This window comes from Streptomyces sp. NPDC033131, from assembly GCF_055578365.1.
In genome coordinates this window covers 92,820-118,513 of sequence record NZ_JBVIPA010000019.1, presented here as the reverse complement: position 1 = coordinate 118,513, position 25,694 = coordinate 92,820, and the positions used below count along the sequence as shown (strand labels likewise).

Genomic DNA, 25,694 nt, shown 5'->3' with positions numbered 1-25,694 from the left:
GTAGGGTGGCTCCCGCGGGGTGGGGGGTTGGGGGGGGGGGGGGGGGGGGGGGGGGGGGTTGGGGGGGGGGGGGGGGGGGGGCCCCCCCCCCCCCCCCCCACCCGCGAGGAGGAGAGCCGTGACATCCCGCGCCGTCGGCGCGGTCATGACCAGCGAGGTCGTCCAGTAGCGGCGTGGGCCCCACGGCCTTCGCGACCGGCCGCCCAGCCTGACCGTCGCCGTGTTCACCGCCTCGGTGAGGGGAATGCTCGCCGTCCAGGTCGCCGCTGTCCACCCGGCTCCCAACCGGCGCAGCGGCCGGGTGCCGGCCGGTGAGAAGACTCCCTCGCTCCCGCGCACACGTCGTGTACATCGGCCTGGAACTGTTCACTACCGCGGGACTGATCGCCCTGGGGACGGCGGCCCTGGCAACGGCGTAAACGGCCGGGGCACCGCCGCACCGTTGCGGCGGTGACCCGGGCCGGGGCGGGCCGGTCAGCCGTCCCAGGTCCAGTCGGTGACCTCGGGGAGGTCCGTGCCGTGGACGCGGATCCACTCGTGGTGGCGCAGCCGGGTGTCCTCCATCCGCTGCCGTACGGCGGCGGCGCGCACCGCCAGACCGGGCACGCGGTCGATGACGTCCATGACCAGCCGGTAGCGGTCGAGGTCGTTGCTGACGACCATGTCGAACGGCGTGGTGGTCGTGCCGATCTCCTTGTAGCCGCGCACGTGCAGGTGGGCGTGGCCGGCCCGGCGGTAGGCCAGGCGGTGGATGAGCCACGGGTAGCCGTGGTAGGCGAAGATCACCGGCTTGTCGGTGGTGAACAGGGCGTCGTACTGCGCGTCGGGCATGCCGTGCGGGTGTTCCTCGGCGGGCAGCAGCCGGGCCAGGTCGACGACGTTGACGACCCGCACGGCCAGCTTCGGCAGGTGTCGGCGCAGCAACTGGGCGGCGGCCAGGACCTCCTGGGTCGGGACGTCGCCCGCGCAGGCGAGGACCACGTCCGGTTCCCGGTCGGTCTCGTTGCCCGCCCAGTCCCAGATGCCGGCGCCGCGGGCGCAGTGCACCTTGGCCTGTTCCATGGACAGCCAGTCGAAGCAGGGCTGCTTGCCCGCGACGACGACGTTGACGTAATCCCGGCTGCGCAGCACGTGGTCGGCGACGGACAGCAGGGTGTTGGCGTCCGGCGGCAGGTAGACCCGGACCGCCTCCGGGCTCTTGTTGAGGATGTGGTCGACGAAGCCGGGGTCCTGGTGGGAGAAGCCGTTGTGGTCCTGGCGCCACACGTGCGAGGTCAGCAGGTAGTTGAGGGAGGCGATCGGGGCGCGCCAGGGCAGGCGCCGCGTGGTGCGCAGCCACTTGATGTGCTGGTTGACCATCGAGTCGACGATGTGCACGAACGCCTCGTAGCAGGAGAACAGCCCGTGCCGGCCGGTCAGCAGGTAGCCCTCCAGCCAGCCCTGGCAGGTGTGTTCGGACAGGATCTCCATGACCCGGCCGTGCCGGTCGAGGTCCTCGTCGACCTGGAGCGTCTGGGCCTGCCATGCCTTGCCGCTGGCCTTGTAGACGGCCTGGAGCCGGTTGGAGGCGGTCTCGTCGGGGCCGACGAGCCGGAAGTCGCGCCGGTCAGCGGTGCCCCGCATGACGTCTTCCAGCAGGTCGCCGAGGACACGGGTGGGCTCGTGCAGGGTGGCGCCCGGCTTGTCGACCTCGACCGCGTACTTCTCCAGCGGCGGCAGGGGCAGTTCGCGCAGCAGCAGACCGCCGTTGGCGTGGGGGGTCGCGCCCAGGCGCCGGGTGCCCTCGGGGACGCAGGCCAGGACCTGCTCGCGCGGGCGGCCGTCCTCGTCGAACAGTTCCTCGGGCCGGTACGAGCGCAGCCAGTTCTCGAGTTGGCGCAGGTGGTCGGGGTTGTCGCGGACGGCGGAGAGCGGAACCTGGTGGGAGCGCCAGGTGCCTTCCACCGGCAGGCCGTCGACCTCGGCCGGTCCGGTCCAGCCCTTCGGGGTGCGCAGCACGATCACCGGCCAGCGCGGGCGGTCGGTGTCGCCGTCCTCCCGCGCACCGTGCTGGAACGCGGCGATCCGGTCCAGCGCGATGTCCATGGCCTCGGCCATGGCACGGTGCACGGCCATCGGGTCGTCGCCGGTGACGTGGATCGGGTCGTGGCCGTAGCCGCGCAGCAGCTCGTCGAGTTCGCTCTCGGGCAGCCGGGCCAGCACCGTCGGGTTGGCGATCTTGTAACCGTTGAGGTGCAGGATCGGCAGGACGGCACCGTCGTGGACGGGGTCGAGGAACTTGTTGGAGTGCCAGGAAGCGGCCAGCGGTCCGGTCTCCGCCTCTCCGTCGCCGATGACGCAGGCGACCACCAGGTTCGGGTTGTCGAGGGCGGCTCCGTAGGCATGGGAGAGGGCGTAGCCGAGTTCGCCGCCCTCGTGGATGGAGCCGGGCGTCTCGGGTGCCACATGGCTTGGCACGCCGCCGGGGAAGGAGAACTGCCGGAACAGGCGGGCCATGCCATCAGCGTCTCGGGTGATGTCCGGGTAGGTCTCGCTGTACGAGCCTTCCAGCCAGGCGTTGGCGAGCACGGCGGGCCCGCCGTGTCCGGGGCCCCAGATGCACAGGGCGTCCAGGTCACGGGACCTGACGACACGGTTGAGATGCGTGTGCACCAGGTTCAGGCCCGGGGAGGTGCCCCAGTGGCCGAGCAGCCGCGGCTTCACGTGCTCCGCGCGCAGCGGCTCGGTCAGCAGGGGATTGGCCATCAGGTAGATCTGCCCGACGGCCAGGTAGTTCGCGGCGCGCCAGTGGGCGTCCAGCGCCCTCAGCTCCTCCTCGGTGAGCCGGGCGAACGCCTGCTGCGTGTCGACGGACATGAAAGATCCCTTCCGGGTCGGGGTGTCGATCGGAGGTACAAGCCGGTCCGTGCCTTCCACCATCGGTGACCGGCCGGGTACCCGACAGGGCCGACCGGGCCACCTTGGTGCCGTGCCTGGGAGCGTCAGGGCGTGAGATCCACTCCGTAAAGCGTGCGTCCGCCGACGAGTTCTCGCCCGGTGACCAGCTCGGCTTCGATGCGGACGAAGATCTGCCGGGGTGAGGGCACCCAGGAGCGGGGGCCTTTCCGTACCAGTCGCTCGTGTTCGACGGGGTCGGTCACCACTGTGGCCGGCCCGGTGACGACCACGCTCCAGCCCGAGTGGGCGGCCGCGTCGACCTCGTCGGCCTCGAGGGCGACCACCGTGCCGTCGACGGCGCGGGCCAATTCCGAGGTGGCGGAGGTGCACAGCACCACGGCGTCGTCGCCGTCCAGACAGAAGTTGACCGGCAGGACGGCGGGCAGGGCCTGGCGCGTGTGCACGATCCGTCCGACCGGCACCTTCGCGAGCAGACGCAGGCACTCCCGCCGTCCGAGTTCACGGAAACCGTCGTTGTGGTACATGCGCAGTCCGTCTTTCGCCCGATGCCGTGAGGGTGCGGTACGAGTTCATCCTCCGCCGGGCGGGGGACGGCGGTGAGGGCCTGTTGGTCCTTCCTCGGCCGGAGACCGGCCCTGTCACACGGTGATCCGGCGCCCGGTGACGGCGTCGGGCTCGATACGGATCCACAGGTCTCGTGGTCCTCCGGCCCAGGGCTTGCTGTACACCCGTTCCGCGAGCCGGCGCGCCTCGTCGGGATCGGTCACGTCGTGGGCCCGTCCTCGCACCAGGACGCTCCAGCCCTGGCTCAGTGCTTCGTCGACGCGGTCGACCTCGAAGGCGACCCGGTGGCCGGACGCCTGGGCGGGCGTGGCGCCGGCAGCCGTCCGGAAGACGACCGCACCGTCGACGACGCCGTAGTTGACCGGCACGACGAGGGGCCCGGAGGGCGTGGTCACCGCCAGCCTCCCCATTCCGTGGGTGCCGAGCAGGTCCCAGCACTCCCGTTCGGTCAGCTCGGTGAACTCCATGCTGTGGGCGGCCCGTCCGCGGCCGGGAGGCAGGTCGGCATGGCCGCCGGCGAGTTGCGGGGCGGTCGTGCCCAGGACACCGGCCAGCCTGAGCAGGGCACCCTGGTCCGGTGCGGCGGCAGGATGCTGCTCCAGGTACCGGAGGTAGCTGGGCGCCATGCCTGCCCGCTGTGCCGTCTCCCGCCGGGTGAGTCCCAGCTCGGTGCGCCGGCGGGCGATGCGCCGTCCGAGATCGCCGCGCGGCGGTCCCTCGGCGACGTCGTCCTTGATGCCGGGTTCGGGGGCGTCCTCGCGGTCGGACTGCTCGGGGCCGTGGAACGTGTGGGCCTTCATGACGATCGTCGCCTTTCTCGGACGTAGGCGGCTCAGGACCCGTATGTCGCCCGTGTGCCGTCGAGCCCGGAGCGGTTCCGGGGGTTCCCTTCAAGTCCAGGGTCTCTTCCGTCCACCGGATTCGCTTGGGCCGGTCGGTCCGCCTCGACGGTCCGGACGGGTCGTGCGGTCCCTGCCGTGAGGGCCGACCGAGACCCGAAGGTCCCCGCCCGGCCCTCGCGGCAGGGACCGAACGGCCCTTTCCGGCCGCTCATCGCATCGGGTTGTCTCGCAGCATGTCCGACAGGCACACCAGGTCCGCGTTCTCCCACACGATGCGCAAGGTCGACGGCACGGACGTCGTCGAGCTGCGCGGCGAGATGGACATCCGTACGGCGCCCACCGTCACGGCACTCCTCGACGCCCTGACGGCCGGTCCACACCCTGATCTGGTGCTGGACCTGCGCTCCACGTCCTTCATCGACTGCACCGGGCTGGGCCGGCTGTGCCGGGCGCGCAACCGTGCGCTGGCACGGCACGGCCGGTTCAGGCTGGTCAGCACCAGTCCGCACTTCCTGCGGATTCTGCGCTGCGCGCATCTGGCCGGCGTCTTCGAGGTGTACCCACTCCTGTCCGCGGCCCTGGTTCAGAAGACGGTCATTCCCGCCACGCGGAACTGACCCTCAGCCGGCGCACCACGTCCCGTGCGGGGCGGCGGTGTCCCGCACCGGGAACGGGATGCCGGTGCCGCGTACACGGCGCCGGTGAGGCGGTTCCAGCAAGGGCTCCCCACTCGACCCGGCGAGGTGAGCCCTCCCCCGGCCCCCGGCCGCCCGAAGGTGCGACTTCTCGGCGTCGTCGCCCCTCTCCGCGCAGCCGTGCGGATGTGCAGACCGACAGGCCCTCGTACGGCCCCACACTGCCCTCACGGCGTCGGGTGGAAGCAGCCGGGCGAAGGAGTTGATCACCATGACGAACCTGGTGGAGTGTCCGGACCGCCCGGTCCGGGTGAACGCGCGTATCGACTCGCCACTGTCGCGATGGCTGTTTCTCGTGAAGTGGATCCTCGCCATTCCGCCTTACGTGGTGCTGTTCTTCCTCTACTCGACTACCCGGCACGGCTGGGCATCACCTACCCGGAGCGGCTCTCCCGCGTTGCCACGGCCCGGCCGGCGGCCGTACCCCATGCGCGCCCGCACGCGTGGGGCGCCGGTCGGTCACCGGACGGGAGACGGTGGCGGATCGTGTGCGTGCCGAGCCGGTGAACTGACACCGTGCCGCATGTTGCCGCTCACCGCGTGCCACGCGTCCCCTTGACCTCACGCCCAGTGACCATTTCGGACTCGATTCGCATGAAGACCGCGTCCCGCAGGGGCATCCAGGAATGGGGGCCGGTCTGCGTCAGGCGGTCGTGTTCGGCGGGGTCGGTGACCACTGTGGCGCGTCCGGTGACGACCACGCTCCAGCCGGACCGGGTTGCCGGGGTGAACTCGTCGGCCTCGAAGGCGACGACGAAGCCGTCGATGGCCCGAACGAGGTCGGAGCCGGCCGAGGTGCACAGCAGCACGGAGGCGTCCGTGTCCAGGGAGAAGTTGACCGGGAGGACCGCGGGCAGGGCCTGCCGGGTGTACACCACGCGGCCGAGCGGCACCTTGGCCAGCAGGCGCAGGGACTCATGCCGGTCGAGTGTGCGAAAGGCGTCGTCTTGGAACACCAGTCCATCGTCCCTGCGGGCGCCGACGCGGGGATAGGGCCGGTCGGCCCTCTTCCGCGTGTCGGGAGTACGGCCCCACGCCGACCCGGCGAGGCAAGACCACTGCCGCGGGTGGCTCATGAGCAGTCGTCCCCTCACCCTCGACCGCACGGACTGGTGGTGCTCGGCCGCAGGGTGCAGCGGCCCACGCTCGGGCCCCTCGGCTCGTCTGGTGAGTGAGCTCCATTTCCAGAGCTGCGCGCCACTGACGAATATCTGAATTGCTAAATTTCGCAAGTCAATAGATGCTGGGGTTGCTGTACCCGCTCCACCGGTAGCCGTGGGCGCAGCGCCGTCGTGTTCGCCCGATCGGGGCGGGTGGGTGAGTAAGGGAAGCCGAGGGGTCGTGTCCGTTCCGCTGTACCAGGCCAAGGCCGAATTCTTCCGAATGCTGGGGCATCCCGTCCGGATCAGGGTGCTGGAACTGCTGCAGGACGGTCCGAAACCGGTGCGGGACCTTCTGGCGGAGATCGATGTGGAGCCCTCCGGCCTGTCCCAGCAGCTGGCGGTGCTGCGCCGCTCCGGAATCGTGACCTCGCAGCGGGAGGGCTCGACGGTCGTCTACGCACTGGCCGGCGGGGATGTCGCCGACCTCATGCGGGCTGCGCGCCGGATCCTGACCGAGATGCTCGGGGGGCGGAACGAGCTGCTGGCCGAGCTACGGGAAGCCGAGGTCGCCCCGCGATGACCTCGGGCATCAGCCGGGCCCGGTCCCGGATCGGCGCACTCCTGCCCGGCCGCGCGGATCTGGCGGAGATGCGTCGCGACCCGCGCCGGGATCTGCTCGCGGGCCTGACCGTGGCGATCGTGGCGCTGCCCCTCGCGCTCGGCTTCGGCGTCTCCTCCGGGCTGGGCGCCGAGGCCGGCCTGGCGACCGCCGTCGTCGCGGGCGCCCTGGCCGCGTTGTTCGGCGGGTCCAATCTCCAGGTGTCCGGGCCCACCGGTGCCATGACCGTTGTGTTGGTTCCGATCGTCGGCGAGTACGGTCCGACCGGCGTGCTGACCGTCGGCCTGATGGCCGGCGTCATGCTCGTGGGGCTGGCCGCCCTGCGCGCCGGCAAGTACATGCAGTACGTGCCCGCGCCCGTGGTGGAGGGCTTCACGCTGGGCATCGCCTGCGTGATCGGACTGCAGCAGGTCCCGAACGCGCTCGGCGTGCCCAGGCCCGAGGGCGACCGCGTGCTGGTGGTGACCTGGCGGGCCGTCGAGGAATTCACCAGGGACCCGAACTGGACGGCGGTCGGCTTCGCGGTCGCGGTGGCCGCGGTCATGCTGGTGGGCGCCCGCTGGCGGCCGCCCCTCCCGTTCTCCATCCTCGCGGTCGTCGTGGCCACGGTCGTGGCCCAGGTCGCGGGCCTGGACGCGGCGCAGCCGATCGGTGACCTTCCGTCCGGGCTGGCCGCGCCCTCGCTCGGCTTCCTCGACGTCGGTGCGCTCGGCACCCTGCTCGCCCCGGCCGTGGCCGTGGCCGCGCTCGCGGCCCTGGAGTCCCTGCTGTCCGCCTCGGTGGCGGACGGCATGACGGTGGGGCAGAAGCACGACCCTGATCGCGAGTTGTTCGGTCAAGGGCTGGCCAATATCGCGGCCCCGCTGTTCGGCGGCGTGCCCGCGACCGGCGCGATCGCCCGGACCGCGGTCAACGTCCGTACGGGCGCCGGCTCCCGGCTGGCCGCCCTGACCCATGCCGCGGTCCTCGCCGTGATCGTCTTCGCCGCGGCCCCCCTGGTCTCCAAGATCCCGCTCGCCGCCCTCGCCGGCGTGCTGCTGGCCACCGCCGTCCGCATGGTCGAGGTCGGCTCGCTCAGGGCGATGGCCAAGGCCACCCGCTCGGATGCGCTGATCCTCGTCCTCACCGCGGTCGCGACCCTGGCCCTCGACCTCGTGTACGCGGTGATCATCGGCCTGGTGGTCGCGGGTGCCCTCGCCCTGCGCGCCGTGGCCAAGCAGGCCCGCTTCGACCAGGTCCCGCTCGACCGCGGCGACCACAGCGCCGAGGAACACGCCCTGCTCGCCGAGCACATCGTCGCCTACCGCATCGACGGGCCGCTCTTCTTCGCCGCCGCGCACCGCTTTCTGCTGGAGCTCACCGAGGTGGCCGACGTACGAGTCGTCATCCTGCGCATGTCGCGGGTGTCGACCATGGACGCCACCGGCGCCCTCGTCCTCAAGGACGCCGTCGAGAAGCTGAACCGGCGCGGCATCCTCGTCCTGGCCTCCGGTATCCGCTCCAGCCAGCGCCAGGTCCTCGACTCCGTCGGCGCCCTCGACCTGCTGTCCCTTGAGGGCAAGGATCACGCCACCACGCCCGAGGCGATCCGCGCAGCCCGCGGTCACCTGGAGACGGCCGGGGTCCTGCCCGCGGTTCCCGCCCCGATGAGGGGACCGAAGCCCACCGAGATCGGCGAGGAGGCGGTCCGATGAGCACGACGCCCGCAGCCTTGCGCATGATCGAGGTCTCCGGCGCGGAGGCGCTGTGGCTGCTGGGAGGGTCGGCGCTGGGCCGGTTGGTGCTTGTGCAGCGGGAGCAGGCCGTCGTGCGGCCCGCCCGGCATGTGTGGCAGTACGGCAGGCTGATCGTCCGAGCCCCAGTGCAGGCCGTCGCGGTCCCGACGACGGTGACCTATCACGTGGACGAGGTCCGCGCCGCGACCGGCACCGGCACCGGCTGGACGGTCACCGCGGCCGGGCCCGCTGAGGTGACCACCGACGCGGACGAGGCGGCGCACCATCGCCGCACCCTGGCCGGTTGGACGCACGGCTCGCACGACACCGTGTTGAGCATGCGGCCACAGACCGTCACCGGGTCCCGTCTCGCCCAGGGCACGGAGCGATGATGTCCACGCGGCCCACGCAATTCGAAGCGCTGCCTTACCGGCACGTGCTTACTCTGCCCGCCGAGCCGTCCGCTGTCCGCGTCGCTCGCGAGACCGCCCAACATGCGCTGGTCGAGTGGGGGGTTGGCCTGCGCCATCCCACGGTGGACCCGGCGCTGCTGATCCTCGGCGAGCTGGTCACCAACAGCGTCCGGCACGCCGCCGTCCGCTCCCCGCAGGTCACCGTCATATACGCGGCAGGCAGGGACTGCCTCGTCTTCGCCGTCCACGACCGCCATCCGTACCAGCCGCGGCTGTACGCGTCGGCCGGCGGAACGGGAACCGGCGGTCTCAGGACCGTCGTGAAGCTCACCCTCGGCCTAGGCGGAACTGCCGTCGTCCGGGCCGACGCCGACGGCGGCGGTAAGACCATCTGGATCACCCTGCCCCTGTGACGGGCAGCTCGGGCAAGGAGTTCACTGTCATGACCATCGAGTGGCGTTACACCATCGAGCGTGGCTTCGGCGTCCTCTCCGTTGCCGGATACCTCGGCCCGGAGGCCGTGCGCCGTTTCAGCGGGGCAGTCGGCTGGGTCGTCGCGCGCGGCAGCGGACCGGTCATCGTCGACCTGACCGAGTTGCGCGGCTGGTCGGCCGAGGGCCAGATGGCCATCACCGAGGCCGCCCGCCACCTGGCCGGCAGCGGCCGGAGTCTGGAACTGGCAGCGATCCCCGCCGACGGCTCCCTGGTGCCGGCAGGCAACTGCCCGGACATCCCGGTCCACAGCGACCTGATGGCAGCTCTCGCCGCCCACGCCCGGCCCGTGTCAGCCGCCGAGGAGGGGCAGCAGGCATGGCGTACCGACGGCTGGTCTTCCTGACGGACGTATCGAGCAACCCACGACTGAAAGACATCTGTGATGAGTGAGCCTCTTCCTCCATGCCCCGAGTGTTCCGGTGAGTACACGTATGTGATGGGCGCGCTGCTGGTCTGCCCGGAGTGCGGGCACGAGTGGCCGCCAGGTGCGGAACCGGCGAGCGACACCGAAGGCAACGTGGTCAAGGACGCGGTCGGCAATGTCCTGGCCGACGGCGACACCGTGACGGTGATCAAGAGCCTGAAGGTCAAGGGCAGCCCGACGGGAATCAAGGCGGGCACCAAGGTCCGCAGCATTCGCCTCGTCGACGGGGTGGACGGCCACGACATCGACTGCAAGGTCGACGGGTTCGGCGCGATGCAGCTGAAGTCCAGTGTGGTCAAGAAGGTCTGACCGGCTCAGCGGCGGTCTGTCTCCCGTTCGGCGCGAGTCGCCACCGTGCCGAAGGCAGTCCGAGTTCGGCCGTCCCGGAGCCGCGCGCGAGGATGGTCCGCATGTTGCTGACGAGGTGGACGCGATGCTCCGGGGTCCGGCCGACGGGGCCGCGCTGTTGTGCCCGGGAGGGGACGGCACTATGAGTACGCCGCTGTACCAACTGAAGGCCGAGTTCTTCAAGACGCTCGGGCACCCGGCCCGCATCCGCGTGCTGGAGCTGCTGAGCGAGCGGGAGCACGCGGTCGCGGAGATGCTGCCCGAGGTCGGCATCGAGCCGGCGCATCTGTCCCAGCAACTGGCCGTGCTGCGCCGAGCCAACCTCGTCGTGAACCGCAAGGAGGGCTCGCACGTGTACTACTCCCTCACCAGCCCGCACGTCGCCGAGCTGCTCCGGGTCGCCCGCACCATCCTGTCCGGCGTCCTGGCCGGGCAGGCCGAGCTGCTGGCCGACTTGGAGGCCGCGCAGGGGGAGGCGAAACCACCGTCATAGCGAGAGCTCTCTCCGCGCCTGCTGAGCACGGGCACACCTTCACAGTGCACGCAGGCCGTGCTCCCGGAACTGCTCGCGGACGCGCTCCGTCAGGTCCGGATCGGGGGTAGCGGTGTCGCTCAGCGGGAAGGGGATGCCGAGCGCGTCGTACTTGTGGGCGCCGAGCTTGTGGAACGGCAGGACGTCCACCCGGTCAACGTTGCCCAGCCCGGCGAGGAACGCACCGAGTCCATCGACAGCCACCGAATCGTCGGTCCAGCCGGGCACCAGGACATAGCGGATCCACACCGGGACGCCGATCCGGTCCAGTCGGGTTGCGAAGTTGAGGGTCGGGGAGAGGTCTCCTCCGGTCAGCTTCCGGTAGGTGCGGACATCGAAGGACTTGATGTCCAGCAGCACCAGGTCGGTGTCGGCGAGAAGCTCGTCGGTGGCGCGGGCGCCGAGGAAGCCGGAGGTGTCGAGGGCGGTGTGCACGCCGAGTTCCCTGCATCGGCGGAAGATCTCGGCCGTGAACGCGGGCTGCAGAAGGGCCTCGCCGCCGGTGAGTGTCACTCCCCCGCCCGCCGCGGTGATGAAGGTCCGGTACTTCTCGATCTCGGCCATCACCTCGTCGACGGTGCGCTGTTTCCCCTCGCGCATGTGCCAGGTGTCGGGGTTGGCGCAGTACAGGCAGCGCAGCGGGCAGCCGCTGACGAAGAGGACGAACCGGGTCCCGGGACCGTCCACTCCCGTGGACAGGTCCCAGGAGTGGATCCGGCCCGTCACCGGCTCGGTCGTGGTGTTCACAGCGATCCGTGGAAGGTGCGGCTGATCACGTCGAGCTGCTGCTCGCGGGTCAGGCGGACGAAGTTGACGGCGTATCCGGAAACCCTGATCGTCAGCTCCGGGTACTTCTCCGGGTGCTCCATGGCGTCCTCCAGCGTCGCCCGGTCCAGAACGTTCACGTTCATGTGGAAGCCACCGGAGGCCATGTACCCGTCCAGGATTCCGACCAGGTGGCCCGGCCGCTCGGCCGGGTCGTGCCCCAGCCCCTCGGGGGTGATCGTCGTGGTCAGCGAGATGCCGTCCCGGGCCTCCTCGTACGGCAGCTTCGCCACCGACAGCGCGGAGGCGGCCACCCCGTGGCGGTCGCGGCCGTTCATCGGGTTGGCACCCGGGGCGAAGGGCTCCCCGGCACGGCGGCCGTCGGGGGTGTTGCCGGTGTGCTTGCCGTAGACCACGTTCGAGGTGATGGTCAGCACCGACTGGGTGTGCTCGGCGTTGCGGTACGTGGGGTGGCGGCGGACCTTGGTCATGAAGGACTTCACGAGGTCGACGGCGATGGAGTCGACCCGGTCGTCGTTGTTGCCGTACGCCGGGAAGTCGCCCTCGGTCTCGTAGTCCACGGCCAGACCGTTCTCGTCCCGGATCACCTTCACCCGGGCGTGCCTGACCGCGGAGAGGCTGTCGGCGGCCACCGACAGTCCGGCGATCCCGCAGGCCATGTAGCGGTACACCGGGTGGTTGTGCAGCGCCATCTCGATGCGCTCGTAGGCGTACTTGTCGTGCATGTAGTGGATGACGTTGAGCGTGTTGACGTACGTGGCCGCCAGCCAGTCCAGCATGCGGTCGTACGCGGCGGCCAGTTCCCCGTACTCCAGGTACTCGCCCATCAGGGCGGGCGCCTCGGGCGCGATCTGTTCACCGGTCATCTCGTCCCGGCCGCCGTTGATCGCGTACAGCAGCGCCTTGGCGAGGTTGACGCGTGCGCCGAAGAACTGCATCTGCCGGCCCACCGTCATCGCCGACACGCAGCAGGCGATCGCGGTGTCGTCGCCGGTGCGCGGGCGCAGCAGGTCGTCGGACTCGTACTGCACGGCGCTGGTGTCGATCGAGGCGCGCGCGCAGAACTCCTTGAACCCGGACGGCAGTTGAGGCGACCACAGCACGGTCAGGTTCGGCTCGGGGGCCGGGCCGAGGTTGTACAGCGTCTGCAGGAAGCGGAAGGAGGTGCGGGTGACCAGCGTGCGTCCGTCGCCGCCGATGCCGCCGATGGACTCCGTCACCCAGGTCGGGTCGCCGGAGAACAGCGCGTCGTACTCCGGGGTGCGCAGGAACCGTACGATCCGCAGCTTGATCACGAAGTCGTCGATCAGCTCCTGGGCCCGGGTCTCGTCGATGAGGCCCTCCTCCAGGTCCCGCTGCACGTAGACGTCCAGGAACGTGGAAGTGCGGCCCAGCGACATCGCGGCACCGTTCTGCTCCTTCACCGCGGCCAGGAAGCCGAGGTAGAGCCACTGCACGGCCTGGTGGGCGGTGGCGGCGGGGCGGGAGACGTCACAGCCGTACGAGGCGGCCATCTCGGTCAGTTCCCCCAGCGCCCGTATCTGCTCGGCCAGTTCCTCACGGTCGCGGATGACGTCCGGGCTCGAGGGTCGCTCGTCCAGCAGTGCGCGCTCGGCCCGCTTGGACTCGGTGAGCCGGTCGGTGCCGTACAGCGCGACCCGCCGGTAGTCGCCGATGATCCGGCCGCGGCCGTACGCGTCGGGCAGGCCGGTGATGATGCCTGCCTTGCGGGCGGCGCGCATCTCGGGGGTGTACGCGTCGAAGACGCCGTCGTTGTGGGTCTTGCGGTAGGTGCCGAAGACGCGTGTCACGAAGGGGTCGGCCTTGTAGCCGTACGCCTTCAGACTGTTCTCGACCATCCGAAGCCCGCCGTTGGGCATGATGGCCCGCCGCAGCGGGGCATCGGTCTGCAGGCCCACGATCAGCTCCCGCTCGCGGTCGATGAAGCCCGGCCGGTGCGAGGTGATGGTGGACGGGGTGCCCGGGTCGACGTCGAAAATCCCCCTGCGTCGCTCGTCGGGGAAGTGGGCGCTGACCTTGCGCCAGACCGTAAGGGTGCGCTCGGTCGGGCCGGCCAGAAACGCCGAGTCGCCCTCGTACGGCGTGTAGTTGGCCTGGATGAAGTCGCGTACGTCGATGCGGTCGCGCCAGCTCGTCCCGGCGAAGCCTCGCCATGCCTCGGCCCTTCGGCTGGCCGCTGTCACCGTGGTGGTCATCGCCGGATGTCCTCTCCCTCTTCGCGTTCGTGCGTCTCTCACTGCCGATACTCGTCCTGCGCCGTACCTACGGGCAGTGCCGGACAGACCTGTGAACGGTGCCGTCCGTCCCGGCCCCCCAGGGCCGTTCGGCCCAGCCGCCCCGTCCTGACGGACCTCAGCCGATGGGCAGCTCGGGGCGGACCAGCGTCCCCGACCTGCCGTGGACGATCTCGTACGCCGCGTCCAGGCAACCGATCGCGGCCAGGCCGCCGGTGCGTTCCACGAACCGGGCCGCGGCCTCCGTCTTGGGGCCCATCGAGCCGTCGGGGAAGTCGCCGCGGCGCAGTGCGTCCGGGGTGGCGTCCAGGACGGGGTGCTGGTCGGGGGTGCCGTAGTCGGTGTAGACGTTCGGCACGTCGGTGAGGATGAGGAGGAAGTCGGCCTTGAGTTCCTCGGCGAGCAGGGCCGCGGTGAGGTCCTTGTCGACGACCGCCTCTACGCCGGTCAACGCGCCGGTGTCGCTGTCCGCGGTGACGGGAACGCCTCCGCCGCCGGCGCAGATGACCAGGGCACGGCAGGCGAGCAGGTCGTGGATCGTCTCGGCCTCGACGATCCCCACGGGCGCGGGTGAGGCGACGACCTGGCGCCAACCGGTGGCGTCCTTGGCGATGTGCCAGCCGCGCCTTCGCGCGAGGGTGCGGGCGACGTCCCGGGGGTACACCGGGCCGACGCGCTTCGTGGGCCGCATGAAGGCCGGATCGTCGGCCTGTACCAGGGTGTGGGTGACCAGTGCGGCGATCTTGCGGCCGGGCAGGGTGTCGTACAGAGCCCGGACCAGCAGCGAACCGATCATGCCGGCGGTCTGGGCACCGAGCAGGTCCAGCGGACAGGGGGCGGTCAGGACCGGGTCGGCCGCGCCCTCCATGGCGAGCAGGCCGATCTGCGGCTCGTTGCCGTGGGTGATGACGACCTCGTGTTCCAGGGCGAGGGCGGCAACGGCGGTGGCCACCCGGTCGATGTTCGCCTGCTGCACGGCAGCGTCGGGGCGATCCCCCCGGCGCAGCAGGGCGTTGCCGCCCAGAGCGATGACGATGCGCACGGTTCAGTCCTCCATGGTGGCGACCAGCACGGCTTCGCAGGTGTGCAACCGGTTCTCCGCCTGGTCGACGACGGTGTAGGTGGGTGGGGCTCGTTGCCCTCCGACCGGTCGAGGCGCGGGTACCGAGCGGTTTCCGGTCCGGGCGGGTGCGGTGGTCGTGAGGCGCGAGCAGGTTGCCGGGGCCGAGGGGACCAGAGCCCGATCGCCCTCAGCCCTGAGAACACCTGGAGAGCCGGTTCAGACATGCGGTACGACTGCGACGGGGCAGCCGATGTGATGCAGCGCCGCGTGCGTCACGGGGCCGATGTGCGTGCCGAGGCGGCTGTCTCGTGTACGGCGACCCACGACCACGAGGGAGGCACGAGACGACGCGCGCACCAGCGCGGTGGCCGCCCCGCCTTCGGACACGGACTCGGTCACGGAGACGTCGGGGAACTTCTCGCACCACGGACGCAGCGCCGCGACGACCGCGCGTTCCTGTGCCGCGAGAAGCTCCGGACCGGATCCTGTGACCGCGTGAAGGTCGGCGCCGTCGGCCGACGGAATGCTGAAGGCGTGGATCACGTGCAGGTCGGCGCCGTAGCGGTGGGCGGCCTCGAAGGCGAACTCGATCAGTTCGTCGCAGGGGCGCCGGGTGTCCAGTCCGAGGACGACATCGCGGAAGGGGATCTCCGGAATTTCATCCGGCGAGACACCGCCGGATACCGGAAAGTGCTCGTCGGCGGACGCCTCGCCCGCGCGGACGAGCACCACGGGGCGCGGAGACCTGGCGACGACCCGCTGGGACACCGAACCGACCATGAAACCCGCGACTCCGCCGAGTCCGCGGGAGCCGAGTACCAACAGCTGCGCCTCCTCGGCTGCCGCGAGCAGGGCGGCGACCGCGGAGTCGGGCACCAACTGGTCGACGATCCGCAGCCCGGGGTGCGCGGCACGGACGCTGCCGACTGCTCGGTCCAGGATCTTCTGAGCCCACTCGCTCTCGCTCGTGCCCATGGGTACGGAGGCGGCCGGGCGGGGATGCCAGGCCCACGCGTGCACCAGCCTCAACGAGGCTCCGCGACGCAGGGCTTCCCGGGCCGCCCAGTGCGCGGCCGCGAGACTCTCGGCGGACCCGTCGACACCCGCGGTGATGTGGCGAAGCATGCTGTCTACCTCCTCCGTCCGAGCCTGTTGGCTCGTATGGTTCGAGCGTTGTGCCGGAACTGCTCTGTGCGCAGGGGCCGTACAGCCCTCGTGTGGAACCGTTCGGCCCCACTCCGGTCCCGCGAGCCACGCTCCACGGACTTCCGTGACTCAGCGACGCACCGGGGTCCTGTCAGGTCGGCGCGGCCCTTCGGTCGTCCGCGTGAGCGTCGACCGGCGACGGATGCGGCGCCGCTGCGCCCGTAGCGCCCGCGCGTCGAGCACGGCGCTGAGCACGAAGGTGACCGCCATGGAGATCACCAGGAGGACGGCGAACAGCCTCCAGAACTCCGGCGTCAGTGACGTACCCACGATGCCCACCCCCTTCCATCGGTTCCTCTGTCGCCTTCATCGAACCGCCGGGTCCGTTCCGGCGCAGGGGGCCCATCGGCTCTCACCTGGTACCGGGCGGCCCAGCCATGGGGCCGGGTGGCCCATGGCCCCGCAGGGAGCACGGGGACACGCTGGACGTGGCAGGTACGGACGCCCCTGATCGGAGGCACATCATGAACGCTCCCCCCACGGCCGGCATGCTGCGGGCGCTGCCCGCCGAGCACCGGCATCGCCTGATGCGATTCGCCCGCGAGGTGTCGTTCCCCCAGGGAACCCGTCTCTTCGAAGAGGGCCAGCGCGCGGAACGGTTCTGGATCATCCGCACCGGCACCGTCGCCCTCGACATGCACGTGCCAGGCCGCCGCGCCGCCGTCATCGAGACCCTGGGACACAACGAACTCATCGGCTGGTCCTGGCTCTTCGCCCCGCACGTCTGGCACCTGGGCGCCGAGACGACCAGCCCCGTACGCGCCTACGAGTTCGACGCCACCGCGGTCCGCTCGATGTGCAAGGACGACCCCGCGCTCGGCGCGAGCGTCGCCCAGTGGGTGGGCGACATCCTCGCCCACCGCCTGCGCTCGGCCCGCACCCGGCTGCTGGACCTGTACGCCCCCTACGGCAGCGGCAGCCTCCTGTGACCGCCCTGCTGGCCGCAGCGACAGCGACAGCGACAGCGCCCAAGGAGACATCATGCACGGCACTCCGCACATCGTGAGCGACGTCATGAGCCAGACCGTCGCCGCCATCGGCCGCGAGGCGCCCTTCAAGGAGATCGTGCGGATGATGCAGGACTGGAAGGTCAGTGCCCTGCCCGTCCTGGAGGGCGAGGGGCACGTCGTCGGAATCGTCTCCGAGGCCGACCTGCTGCCCAAGGAGGAGTTCCGCGACAGCGACCCCGACCGGTACACCCAGTTGCGACGCCTGTCCGACCTCGCCAAGGCCGGCGCGGCGACCGCCGAGGAGCTGATGACCTCGCCGGCCCTCACCGTCCAGGCGGACGCGACGCTCGCCCAGGCCGCGCGGACCATGGCACGCGCCAAGGTCAAACGACTGCCGGTCGTCGACGAGTTGGGCGTGCTGCAAGGCATCGTCAGCCGCGCCGACCTGCTCAAGGTGTTCCTGCGCGACGACGAGGAGATCGCCGAGGAGGTGCGCCGAGAGGTGGTGTCGTACCTCTTCCCCACTCCGGCGTCGGCCGCACGTGTGGCCGTACGGGACGGTGTCGTGACGCTCGGCGGCCGCATCCGGGACACGTCGCTGGTGCCGGTGGCCGCACGTCTGATCCGGGCCGTCGAGGGCGTCGTGAACGTGGACTTCGATCTCTCCGAGCACGGCGGATCCCCGAGCCGGCCATGACGCACCGCGAGTGAACGAACTTCTGAGATCGCCTCCAGAGAGGACTCCGGAGCAACGGCATCCGGGCGTGCCGGCCGCCCTGTGGCCACCGCACATGGCGTGCGGGCATCCCTGCCCCACCAGGCATTGGAGCTCAATCGGCGGCACGCAGTAAGCATGCCGAGGTCGGGAGGTCGATGATCCGCCCGCCACGATGCGCGGGTGCGGGGAGGCCAGTACGGTGCTGTCCTGGCAATCGACCTGGGCGTGGTGGCTCCCTCTAGCCATCGAGCGGTGGAGGCGGCATGACCGGCAAGAAGGCGGAGAAGGTGCCTCGCAAGGCTTACGAGGATGAACTGCTGCGCCTGCAGACGGAGTTGGTGAAACTGCAGGAGTGGGTGCGGGCACAGGGCGCCCGTCTGGTCGTCGTCTTCGAGGGCCGGGACGCGGCTGGCAAGGGCGGCACCATCAAACGGGTCGCGGAACATCTCAACCCCCGCGTCGCCCGGATCGTCGCCCTGCCCAAGCCCACCGAACGCCAGCGCACCCAGTGGTACTTCCAGCGGTATATCGAGCATCTGCCGGCGGCCGGGGAGATCGTGTTGCTGGACCGGTCCTGGTACAACCGCGCCGGCGTCGAGCATGTCATGGGCTTCTGCACCAAGGCGGAGTACCAGCTGTTCCTGCGCCAGTGCCCGGTTTTCGAACGGATGCTGCTGGAGGACGGGATCCTGTTGCGCAAGTACTGGTTCTCGGTCAGCGACACCGAGCAGCAGGAGCGCTTCCGGCGTCGGCTGGAGGATCCGACACGGCGCTGGAAGCTGTCCCCGATGGACCTGGAGTCGATCACACGCTGGGAGGCGTACTCCCGGGCCAAGGACGAGATGATGGTGCACACCGACATCCCGGAGGCGCCCTGGTACGTCGTCGAGAGCGACGACAAGCGCCGGGCCCGGCTGAACATGATCGCCCACCTGCTGGACTCCGTGCCTTACCAGGAGGTGCCGCCGCCGGTGCTGACACTGCCGGAGCGGCCACCGTCGACCGGCTACCAGCGTCCGCCGCGCGATCTGCAGACCTACGTCCCCGATCACGCGGCGAGCCTCTGACCCACCTGTTCGGCCGGTCCTTGTCTCACACCCGTTCCGGCACGACGGCGACCGGGCAGGCGGAGTGGTGCAGGGCCGCGTGGGCGACTCGGCCGAGCTGAAGCCCGAGGTGGCCCTCGCGTCGGCGGGCGCCGACGACGAGCAGGTCGGCCTCGTGCGAGGCATCCAGGAGCACCTTGCGTGCTGGGCCTTCGACGGTGCGCCGGCGCACTTCCACGTCTTCCGGGGCGTCGCGCAGCGCGGCCTCCAGCGTCTTCACCGCCTGTTCCTCGTACACGCGGGCGGGCCCGCCGGACAACAGCGGGTGGTCGGTGGTCTCGTGTGCGGGGCACCGCCAGGCCCGTACGGCCTCCAGGGGCACCCCACGCCGCCGCGCCTCCTCGAAGGCGAAGCGCACGGCCGCCGACGGTTCCGGGTGCTCGCCGACGCCCACGACGACGCGCCCACGGACCGCGGGCGTCACCTGGCTGTCGTGACTGCCACGCAGCACGATCACCGGGCAGTGGGCGTGGGCCGCCACGGCCAGGCTCACCGAGCCGAGCAGCAGTTCGGCGATGCCGCTGCGACCTCGGGTGCCCAGGACCAGGGCGCCGGCGTGCCGGCCTTCCCTCACCAGCGCGTACTCCGGCTCCTCCGGCAGCACGTCGGCGGACACCTTCAGGCCGGGGTGGCGGGCCCGCGCTCGGCGAGTCGCGCCCTCGACGATGTCGTCGGCCCGCACCTGTTCGGACGGCTTGCCGAGGTCGGCAGCGAGCGCTGTGCCTTCGTACCGTTCCCACAGCGACGCGTACACCACCCGCAGCGGCACCCCGCGCAGCGCGGCCTCGTCCGCCGCCCAGTCGACGGCCCGCAGGCTCGGCTCGGAGCCGTCCACACCGACGACCAGAGGCGGTTCCGTCATCGTCGTCACCTTCCCGCGCCGAGGTCGAAGACGATCCGGGCCTTGACGTGGCCCTGAAGGACGTCCTCGATGGACTCGTTGACCGAGGCCAGCGGGCGGCTCTCGTAGATCACCCGGGTCCGGCCCGCCTGGTGCAGCTGGAACACCTCGGCGAGGTCCTGCCGCGTGCCGACGATCGACCCGATCACGGACGTGCCGTTGAGGACGGTGTCGAAGATCGGTACCTGGACCGTGCCGTGCGCCGGCAGCGCCACCATCACCAGCTTGCCGCCGCGCCGCAGCCCCGAGTTGACGGCGGCGAACGCGGACTCGTTCACCGCGAGCGCGATGGCCGCGTGCGCGCCGCCGAACCGCTTGAGCACCTCGCCCGGATCGTGCTTGCGGGCGTCGATGACGAAGTCGGCGCCGAGCTCCGCGGCGAGTTCGAGCTTCTCGTCGGTGACGTCGATCGCGGCGACCTGGGCACCGGCGATCTTCGCGTACTGCACGGCCAGGTGCCCGAGCCCGCCGACGCCGGAGATCGCGACGAGCTGGGCGGGCCGGACTTCGGCAACCTTGAGCGCCTTGTACGTGGTGACGCCGGCGCAGGTCAGCGGGGCGGCGTCGAGGGCGGTGATGCCCTGGGGCACGGGCTGGGCGAAGTCGGCCCAGGCCAGCATTTTCTCGGCGTACCCGCCGTCACAGCCGTATCCGGTGTTGATCTGCTGCTCGCACAGGGTCTCCCAGCCGGACAGGCAGTGCTCGCACCGCCCGCATGCCCTGCCCAGCCAGGGCACGGCGACCCGCTGCCCGAGGGCGAGATGCGTGACACCCTCTCCGAGCTTCTCCACCAGGCCCACGCCCTCGTGACCGGGCACGAACGGCGGGTTCGGCTTGACGGGCCAGTCGCCGCGGGCGGCGTGGATGTCGGTGTGGCACAGCCCGGACGCCTCGACCCGGACGCGGACCTGGCCGGGGCCGGGCTCCGGGTCGGGCCGTTCCTCGATGACCAGGGGCTCGCCGAAGGCTCGTACGACCGCTGCCTTCATGATGTCTTCTCCTCGTGAGTCGGTGAGTCGGTGAGTCGTGAGTAGCGGCAGCGTCAGTCGTGCGCGATGACGGCGACGGGGGCGGTGGAATGGTGCAGGACGGCGTGAGTGACCGGCCCGATGTGGGTGCCGAGCGGGCGGCGGCGAATGCGACGGCCCACGACGACGAGGGAGGCCTCGTGCGAGGCGTCGACCAGCTGGACGGCGGGGCTGCCCCATCCGGACTCCTCGACGACCTCGACGGCCGGGTACTTCTCCTTCCAGCGGTGCAGCACCTCGGCCAGCGCGGCAACCTCTTGCCTGCCCAGCTCGGTGCTGAGCTGGGGGTCGGCTTGCAGGCCGTAGGCGAAGTACGGCGGGGGGTTCCAGGCGTGAACGACCCGCAGGGATGTGACCCGACGGGCGGCCTCCTCGAAGGCGAACGCGATCACCATGTCGTCGGGACTGTCGGTGTCGAGGCCGAGCACGACGGGCCGGAACGAAGTCGCCGCGGACGGGATGCCGGCCGGGTCCTTGGCGTGCTCGTCGGCGGCCCGCTCCCCCGCCCGCACGAGGACCACCGGAACCTCGGTGTGGGCAACGACGTCCTGGCCCACCGAGCCGACCAGGAACCCTCCGAGTCCGCTCAGCCCGCGGGAGCCGAGAACCAGCAGTTCGGCATCCTGGGCCACCCGCGTCAGCACCTCGCCGGGACGGCCGTTGACGTGGTCCACGGTCACGTCCACGCCGGGGTGACGCAGACGGAGCCCCTCGGCGGCCTCGCGCGGGATGCGCTCGCTCCAGTGCTGCTGGGTCTCGGCACTGAGCAGCGGCGCCTGCGCCATGGGCTCCGGAACGGGTTCCCAGACGTGCACCAGCCGCAGGGGAAGACCGCGCAACTTCGCCTCGCGGGCCGCCCACTCGGCGGCGGCACGGCTCTCGGACGAGCCGTCGAGGCCCACGGTGACGGTGCGGGACATACTGTCCACCTCCTGAATCGGGGTTCTGATCTCAGGATGTCGGCGGGGAGAAGGACGGTGCAGAGGCCGCAGGTCCCGACCGAGGGCCAATGGGCCCCATGGGACAGGAGGCTTCCGGCATCGCAGCGCCCGCGATGGCTGCCGGGAGCCGGGTATGGTCGCTGCGCGGCGCGGCGACCGGGGCCGCACCGGGAGGTGGTTCCCTCGCGGGCCTTTCGGCATCTCCCGGGCCAGGGCGCGGAGGATCCTGAGATCCTTCGGCAGAAGGAGGATCATGCCCCAGAGCCCGCGCTGCCATGCTGCACGATGGCGCCGAACGATGCCCGGGCTCGGGACCCTGCTCGGGTACCGGCGCTCGTGGCTGAAGGGCGACGTACTGGCCGGGGTGACCGTGGCCGCGTACCTCGTCCCGCAGGTGATGGCGTACGCGGGCGTGGCAGGCCTCCCGCCGGTCGCCGGCCTGTGGGCGATCCTGCCCGCCCTCGCCCTCTACGCCCTGCTCGGCTCGTCCCGCCTGCTCTCGGTCGGCCCGGAGTCCACGACCGCTCTGATGACGGCAACCGTCGTCGGTCCGCTCGCGGCCGGTGATCCTGCTCGGTACGCGACGCTGGCGGCCACACTCGCGATCACGGTCGGCCTGCTCTGCGTGGCGGCATGGGCGGTGCGGCTCGGCTTCGTCGCCGACCTGCTCTCCCGACCCGTCCTGATCGGCTATCTGACAGGCGTGGCTCTGATCATGATCGGGGACCAGCTGCCCAAGCTCACCGGCGTCCGCACGACAGGCTCGGCTTTCTTCCCCCAACTGTGGTCCTTCGCGGGCCACTCCTCGCGGGCCCATCTGGCCACGGTGGTGTTCTCCGCCGTGATGATCGGGGTCCTCTTCACGGTGGCGCACTTCTTCCGCACGGTTCCCGGCCCTCTGATCGCGTTGGTTCTCGGCACCGCGGCCGTGGTGGTCTTCGACCTTGACGACCGGCACGGGCTCAAGGTGATCGGTGACGTCCCGTCGGGCCTGCCCGGCGCGAGCGTGCCGGATCTGACCGACCTGCCGAGCCTCGTCCTCCCCGCCCTGGGTGTCGTCCTCGTCGGCTACACCGACTTCGTCCTCACCGCACGGGCCTTCACCCGGCGCGACGAGGCGGGTCCCGGGCTCGACGCCAACCAGGAGTTCCTGGCCCTGGGCGCGGCCAACCTCGGCGCCGGTGCGCTGCACGGCTTCCCGGTGAGCAGCAGCGCCAGCCGCACCGCGCTCGCCTCCTCCGCCGGCGCCCGCAGCCAGGTGTACTCGCTGATCGCCGGAGCGGTGGTCCTCGCGGTCCTGCTCTTCCTCAGCCCGCTGCTGACCCGCACGCCTTCGGCCGTCCTCGGGGCGCTCGTCGTGTACGCCGCCGTCCGCATGATCGACCTGGCGGGCTTCCGGCGGCTGGCGTCCTTCCGCCGCCGGGAACTCCTGCTGGCGCTCGGCTGCCTCGCCGGTGTACTGGCCCTGGACATCCTGTACGGGGTACTGGTCGCCGTCGGCCTGTCCGTGGCCGAGTTGCTGACCCGGGTGGCCCGCCCGCACGACGCCGTCGAGGGACTGGTGCCCGGTGTGGCCGGCATGCACGATGTCGACGACTACCCCCAGGCCAGCACCATCCCCGGCCTTCTGGTCTACCGCTACGACTCCCCTCTCTTCTTCGCCAACGCGGAGAACTTCCGCGGCCGTGCCCTGACGGCGATTGACAAACAGACGGAACCGGTTCGCTGGTTCGTCCTCAACACGGAGGCCAACGTCGAGGTCGACATCACCGCTCTCGACGCCGTCGACGCACTGCGTCGCGAACTCACCGAGCGCGGCATGGTCTTCGCTCTCGCCCGCGTCAAGCAGGATCTGCTGGACGACCTGACGGCGTACGGCCTGGCGGACACCGTCGGCAGCGAGCGGATCTTCCCGACCCTGCCGACGGCCGTGGCCGCGTACCGGGAGTGGTGCCGCGATCATTGAGCCGCCCAGTGCGGCAGACGCCGCAGCGCTTCGCGTGCGAGGTTCCTGTGGCCGGTGCCACGGTTGGGCGATCACCCAGGACCGTTGCCGCGGACAGGGCCGTCGGGAGGCCGCCCCGACGCCGTACGGCCCTGTGGCAGAGCGGGTTGTGGGGCCGATGTTCCCGAACCCGGGGGGCCGTTCGGCCCTTCTTCGCCCAGCGCCGCGAAACAGCGCCGGAACACTGCCCCTTGCCTGCTACACATGGGACCGCCGCCCGATGCGATGCGGCACCCTTCCCACCTCACCCCCCTCCCCGGGAGGCTCCATGCTGTCCGCAGAATCCGCCGCCGTGATCCGTGCCACCCTGCCCGCCGTGGCCGGAGCGCTCGACGAGATCACCACACGTTTCTACGGCGCGATGTTCCGCGACCGCCCGGAACTGCTCGACGGAATGTTCAACCGCGGCAACCAGGCCAGCGGAGCCCAGCGCCGTGCCCTGGCCGGTTCGATCGCCGGATTCGCGACCGCGCTCCTCGATGACCCGGGCACCCGCCCGGACACCCTGCTGGACCGCATCGCGCACAAGCACGCCGCGGTCGGCGTCACCGAGGACCAGTACACGATCGTGCACAAGTACCTGTTCGGCGCGATAGCGGAGGTACTGGGCGACGCGGTCACCCCTGAAGTGGCAGCTGCCTGGGACGAGGTGTACTGGCTGATGGCCGGCGCACTGACCGGCAGGGAGGCCCGCCTCTACCAGGACGCGGGCGTCGAGCCCGGCCACATCTGGCGGCAATGGACGGTCGTCGACCGCCGCACCGAGACCCCTGACACCGTGTCCTTCCTGCTCCGCCCGGCAGACGGCAAACCAGCCCCGCGGGCACGGGCGGGCCAGTACGTGAGCGTGCGCGCCCTGATGGCCGACGGCGTACACCAGCTGCGCCAGTACAGCCTGTCCTGCGACCCCGGCGGGGAACTGAGGCGGATCACCGTGAAGCGGGTGCTGGGTGCGTCCGGTGAGCCGGACGGCGAGGTCTCCGACCTGCTGCACACCCAGGTCCACCCCGGCGACGAACTGACACTGTCCGCGCCCTTCGGTGACGTCTTCCTCGACGACCCGGCCGACACCACCACCCCGGTCGTCCTGGTCTCCGCGGGCATCGGCTGCACCCCCATGACCGGCATCCTGGCCCACCTCGCCGCCGTTCGCTCACCCCGCCCGGTCATGGTCCTGCACGCCGACCGCTCGCCCACCGACCACGCCCTGCGCACCGAGACGCGCGAGTTCGTCGGGCAACTGCCCCATGCTCGCGCTGTGTTCTGGTACGAGCGCCCCGGCGAGGAGGAATCCGATTCCCGCGCCGGTCTGATGAACCTCGACGGCATCGGACTGCCCGACGGCGCCACGGTGTTCCTGTGCGGCCCGCTGCCGTTCATGCGCGAGGTGCGCGGACAACTGCTGCGTTCGGGCGTCCCGGCCAAGCGCATCCGGTACGAGGTCTTCGGCCCCGACCTGTGGCTGCCCGGTCCGACGGCCTGAACGACGTCCGGCAGCCCATCGCACTTCTATCCCAAGGAGCCGACATGACCAGCAAGGACACCCCAGCCGCCACTCCCACCGTGCTGCTGCGTTCGGACGGCGAGGTGGACGAGGACACCCTGGCGTACGCCCGCGCGAAGATCGACGCCGTCCTGGGCAGGCCGGGACTGCCCCCAGTCACCGGCGAGGTGCGCATCACGCGAGCGTCCGCCCACCACGCGGGCCACCCCTGGTCGGCGACGGCTGCACTGCATGTCGGACGGCGTCAGGTGGCCGTCCTCGCCGAGGAGGCCACCGGGCGGGAGGTCGTGGACCAGCTCCACGACCGGTTGCGCCGCCAGACCGACAAGGCGGCCCATGCCGGGCACCACGCCCACCACGCGCCAGCACCGCCGTGGCGCGGCGGAACCGCTGAGCCACGGCCTACTGAAGACAGCGGCAGGGCCACGCATTCTCACCCGGCGTGAGCCAGTGGTGAGTTTCGGCCGGTCGGTGACGGTCCGCAACCCGGACCTGTCCCGGCCCCACGCCGCAAGTGGACACCGTAGAGGCCGCCTCAGAGGCCCTATGGACCACACAGGTGACCAACGGCCCACTGACGGCG

26 protein-coding genes are annotated in these 25,694 nt (G+C 71.0%); 14 read left to right on the top strand and 12 right to left on the bottom strand.

Going from position 1 to position 25,694, the window contains the following annotated elements; translation table 11 throughout:
* Positions 1-474 precede the first annotated feature (474 nt).
* From ACZ5XS_RS24330 to ACZ5XS_RS24320, 3 genes are all read right to left on the bottom strand, one after another.
* A complete protein-coding gene (locus ACZ5XS_RS24330) occupies positions 475-2,856 on the bottom strand; it encodes a phosphoketolase family protein (protein ID WP_468654542.1) in 2,382 nt (793 codons plus the stop codon).
* 125 nt (positions 2,857-2,981) lie between these two features.
* Positions 2,982-3,422, bottom strand: coding sequence for a pyridoxamine 5'-phosphate oxidase family protein (locus tag ACZ5XS_RS24325; protein WP_468654540.1), 441 nt, complete (start codon positions 3,420-3,422; stop codon positions 2,982-2,984).
* 114 nt (positions 3,423-3,536) lie between these two features.
* Positions 3,537-4,262, bottom strand: coding sequence for a helix-turn-helix domain-containing protein (locus ACZ5XS_RS24320; protein ID WP_468654538.1), 726 nt, complete (start codon positions 4,260-4,262; stop codon positions 3,537-3,539).
* A 275-nt stretch (positions 4,263-4,537) separates the two neighbouring features.
* Between ACZ5XS_RS24320 and ACZ5XS_RS24315 the strand changes: the two genes are divergently transcribed.
* Positions 4,538-4,921 (top strand): STAS domain-containing protein, encoded by a 384-nt coding sequence (locus ACZ5XS_RS24315; RefSeq protein WP_468654536.1) that lies wholly within the window; start codon positions 4,538-4,540, stop codon positions 4,919-4,921.
* Between the two features lie 611 nt (positions 4,922-5,532).
* Here ACZ5XS_RS24315 and ACZ5XS_RS24310 read toward each other — a convergent pair.
* Complete coding sequence (locus tag ACZ5XS_RS24310; protein ID WP_468654534.1) at positions 5,533-5,955, bottom strand: pyridoxamine 5'-phosphate oxidase family protein; 423 nt, start codon at positions 5,953-5,955, stop codon at positions 5,533-5,535.
* A 385-nt stretch (positions 5,956-6,340) separates the two neighbouring features.
* Here ACZ5XS_RS24310 and ACZ5XS_RS24305 point away from each other — a divergent pair, with 385 nt between their 5' ends.
* The 7 genes from ACZ5XS_RS24305 to ACZ5XS_RS24275 all read left to right on the top strand — a co-directional run bounded on the left by ACZ5XS_RS24305 (position 6,341) and on the right by ACZ5XS_RS24275 (position 10,609).
* On the top strand, positions 6,341-6,682 hold the full coding sequence (locus ACZ5XS_RS24305; RefSeq protein WP_468654532.1) for an ArsR/SmtB family transcription factor: 342 nt from the start codon (positions 6,341-6,343) through the stop codon (positions 6,680-6,682).
* The gene (locus ACZ5XS_RS24300) at positions 6,679-8,415 is read left to right on the top strand and encodes a SulP family inorganic anion transporter (protein WP_468654530.1); all 1,737 of its coding nucleotides are present in this window, start codon (positions 6,679-6,681) and stop codon (positions 8,413-8,415) included. The genes ACZ5XS_RS24305 and ACZ5XS_RS24300 overlap by 4 nt, the downstream gene beginning before the upstream one ends.
* Positions 8,412-8,828 (top strand): pyridoxamine 5'-phosphate oxidase family protein, encoded by a 417-nt coding sequence (locus ACZ5XS_RS24295; protein WP_468654528.1) that lies wholly within the window; start codon positions 8,412-8,414, stop codon positions 8,826-8,828. The genes ACZ5XS_RS24300 and ACZ5XS_RS24295 overlap by 4 nt, the downstream gene beginning before the upstream one ends.
* A complete protein-coding gene (locus tag ACZ5XS_RS24290) occupies positions 8,828-9,262 on the top strand; it encodes an ATP-binding protein (RefSeq protein ID WP_468654526.1) in 435 nt (144 codons plus the stop codon). Before ACZ5XS_RS24295 ends, ACZ5XS_RS24290 begins: the two co-directional genes overlap by 1 nt.
* A 29-nt stretch (positions 9,263-9,291) precedes the next feature.
* The gene (locus ACZ5XS_RS24285) at positions 9,292-9,687 is read left to right on the top strand and encodes an STAS domain-containing protein (protein WP_468654524.1); all 396 of its coding nucleotides are present in this window, start codon (positions 9,292-9,294) and stop codon (positions 9,685-9,687) included.
* Between the two features lie 39 nt (positions 9,688-9,726).
* On the top strand, positions 9,727-10,077 hold the full coding sequence (locus ACZ5XS_RS24280; protein ID WP_468654522.1) for a zinc ribbon domain-containing protein YjdM: 351 nt from the start codon (positions 9,727-9,729) through the stop codon (positions 10,075-10,077).
* Between the two features lie 181 nt (positions 10,078-10,258).
* Positions 10,259-10,609 carry an ArsR/SmtB family transcription factor gene (locus ACZ5XS_RS24275; RefSeq protein ID WP_124436487.1) on the top strand — a complete coding sequence of 117 codons (351 nt, stop codon included), beginning with the start codon at positions 10,259-10,261 and terminating at the stop codon, positions 10,607-10,609.
* 39 nt (positions 10,610-10,648) lie between these two features.
* Here the strand turns inward: ACZ5XS_RS24275 and pflA are convergent, their stop codons facing one another.
* The 5 genes from pflA to ACZ5XS_RS24250 form a co-directional block, all read right to left on the bottom strand.
* A complete protein-coding gene (gene pflA / locus ACZ5XS_RS24270) occupies positions 10,649-11,395 on the bottom strand; it encodes a pyruvate formate-lyase-activating protein (protein ID WP_468654520.1) in 747 nt (248 codons plus the stop codon).
* Positions 11,392-13,650 carry a formate C-acetyltransferase gene (pflB, locus tag ACZ5XS_RS24265; protein ID WP_468654518.1) on the bottom strand — a complete coding sequence of 753 codons (2,259 nt, stop codon included), beginning with the start codon at positions 13,648-13,650 and terminating at the stop codon, positions 11,392-11,394. Before pflB ends, pflA begins: the two co-directional genes overlap by 4 nt.
* Positions 13,651-13,807: 157 nt before the next feature.
* A complete protein-coding gene (locus ACZ5XS_RS24260; RefSeq protein ID WP_468654516.1) occupies positions 13,808-14,731 on the bottom strand; it encodes a carbamate kinase in 924 nt (307 codons plus the stop codon).
* Positions 14,732-14,968: 237 nt separating this feature from the next.
* Positions 14,969-15,877: a universal stress protein gene (locus ACZ5XS_RS24255; RefSeq protein ID WP_468654514.1), complete on the bottom strand. Its 909-nt coding sequence runs from the start codon at positions 15,875-15,877 to the stop codon at positions 14,969-14,971.
* A gap of 150 nt (positions 15,878-16,027) precedes the next feature.
* Positions 16,028-16,228: a hypothetical protein gene (locus ACZ5XS_RS24250; protein WP_468654512.1), complete on the bottom strand. Its 201-nt coding sequence runs from the start codon at positions 16,226-16,228 to the stop codon at positions 16,028-16,030.
* 194 nt (positions 16,229-16,422) lie between these two features.
* Here ACZ5XS_RS24250 and ACZ5XS_RS24245 point away from each other — a divergent pair, with 194 nt between their 5' ends.
* The 3 genes from ACZ5XS_RS24245 (at position 16,423) to ppk2 (ending at position 18,693) form a co-directional block, all read left to right on the top strand.
* Positions 16,423-16,887 carry a Crp/Fnr family transcriptional regulator gene (locus tag ACZ5XS_RS24245; RefSeq protein ID WP_468654510.1) on the top strand — a complete coding sequence of 155 codons (465 nt, stop codon included), beginning with the start codon at positions 16,423-16,425 and terminating at the stop codon, positions 16,885-16,887.
* 52 nt (positions 16,888-16,939) lie between these two features.
* Positions 16,940-17,605, top strand: coding sequence for a CBS domain-containing protein (locus ACZ5XS_RS24240; protein WP_468654508.1), 666 nt, complete (start codon positions 16,940-16,942; stop codon positions 17,603-17,605).
* A 284-nt stretch (positions 17,606-17,889) separates the two neighbouring features.
* Positions 17,890-18,693 carry a polyphosphate kinase 2 gene (gene ppk2 / locus ACZ5XS_RS24235; protein ID WP_468654506.1) on the top strand — a complete coding sequence of 268 codons (804 nt, stop codon included), beginning with the start codon at positions 17,890-17,892 and terminating at the stop codon, positions 18,691-18,693.
* Positions 18,694-18,718: 25 nt separating this feature from the next.
* On the opposite strand, the gene ACZ5XS_RS24230 is transcribed toward ppk2, so the two are convergent.
* The 3 genes from ACZ5XS_RS24230 to ACZ5XS_RS24220 are packed head-to-tail and all read right to left on the bottom strand — an operon-like array spanning position 18,719 to position 21,581.
* Positions 18,719-19,594, bottom strand: a complete 876-nt coding sequence (locus tag ACZ5XS_RS24230) for a universal stress protein (RefSeq protein WP_468654504.1) — start codon at positions 19,592-19,594, stop codon at positions 18,719-18,721.
* Between the two features lie 5 nt (positions 19,595-19,599).
* Complete coding sequence (locus tag ACZ5XS_RS24225; protein ID WP_468654502.1) at positions 19,600-20,622, bottom strand: zinc-dependent alcohol dehydrogenase; 1,023 nt, start codon at positions 20,620-20,622, stop codon at positions 19,600-19,602.
* A 53-nt stretch (positions 20,623-20,675) separates the two neighbouring features.
* Positions 20,676-21,581: a universal stress protein gene (locus tag ACZ5XS_RS24220; protein WP_468654500.1), complete on the bottom strand. Its 906-nt coding sequence runs from the start codon at positions 21,579-21,581 to the stop codon at positions 20,676-20,678.
* A 319-nt stretch (positions 21,582-21,900) separates the two neighbouring features.
* Here ACZ5XS_RS24220 and ACZ5XS_RS24215 point away from each other — a divergent pair, with 319 nt between their 5' ends.
* The 3 genes from ACZ5XS_RS24215 (at position 21,901) to ACZ5XS_RS24205 (ending at position 25,557) form a co-directional block, all read left to right on the top strand.
* The gene (locus ACZ5XS_RS24215) at positions 21,901-23,568 is read left to right on the top strand and encodes a SulP family inorganic anion transporter (protein ID WP_468654498.1); all 1,668 of its coding nucleotides are present in this window, start codon (positions 21,901-21,903) and stop codon (positions 23,566-23,568) included.
* 307 nt (positions 23,569-23,875) lie between these two features.
* Positions 23,876-25,090 carry a globin domain-containing protein gene (locus ACZ5XS_RS24210; RefSeq protein ID WP_468654496.1) on the top strand — a complete coding sequence of 405 codons (1,215 nt, stop codon included), beginning with the start codon at positions 23,876-23,878 and terminating at the stop codon, positions 25,088-25,090.
* Positions 25,091-25,134: 44 nt separating this feature from the next.
* Complete coding sequence (locus ACZ5XS_RS24205) at positions 25,135-25,557, top strand: hypothetical protein (RefSeq protein WP_468654494.1); 423 nt, start codon at positions 25,135-25,137, stop codon at positions 25,555-25,557.
* Positions 25,558-25,694 lie beyond the last annotated feature (137 nt).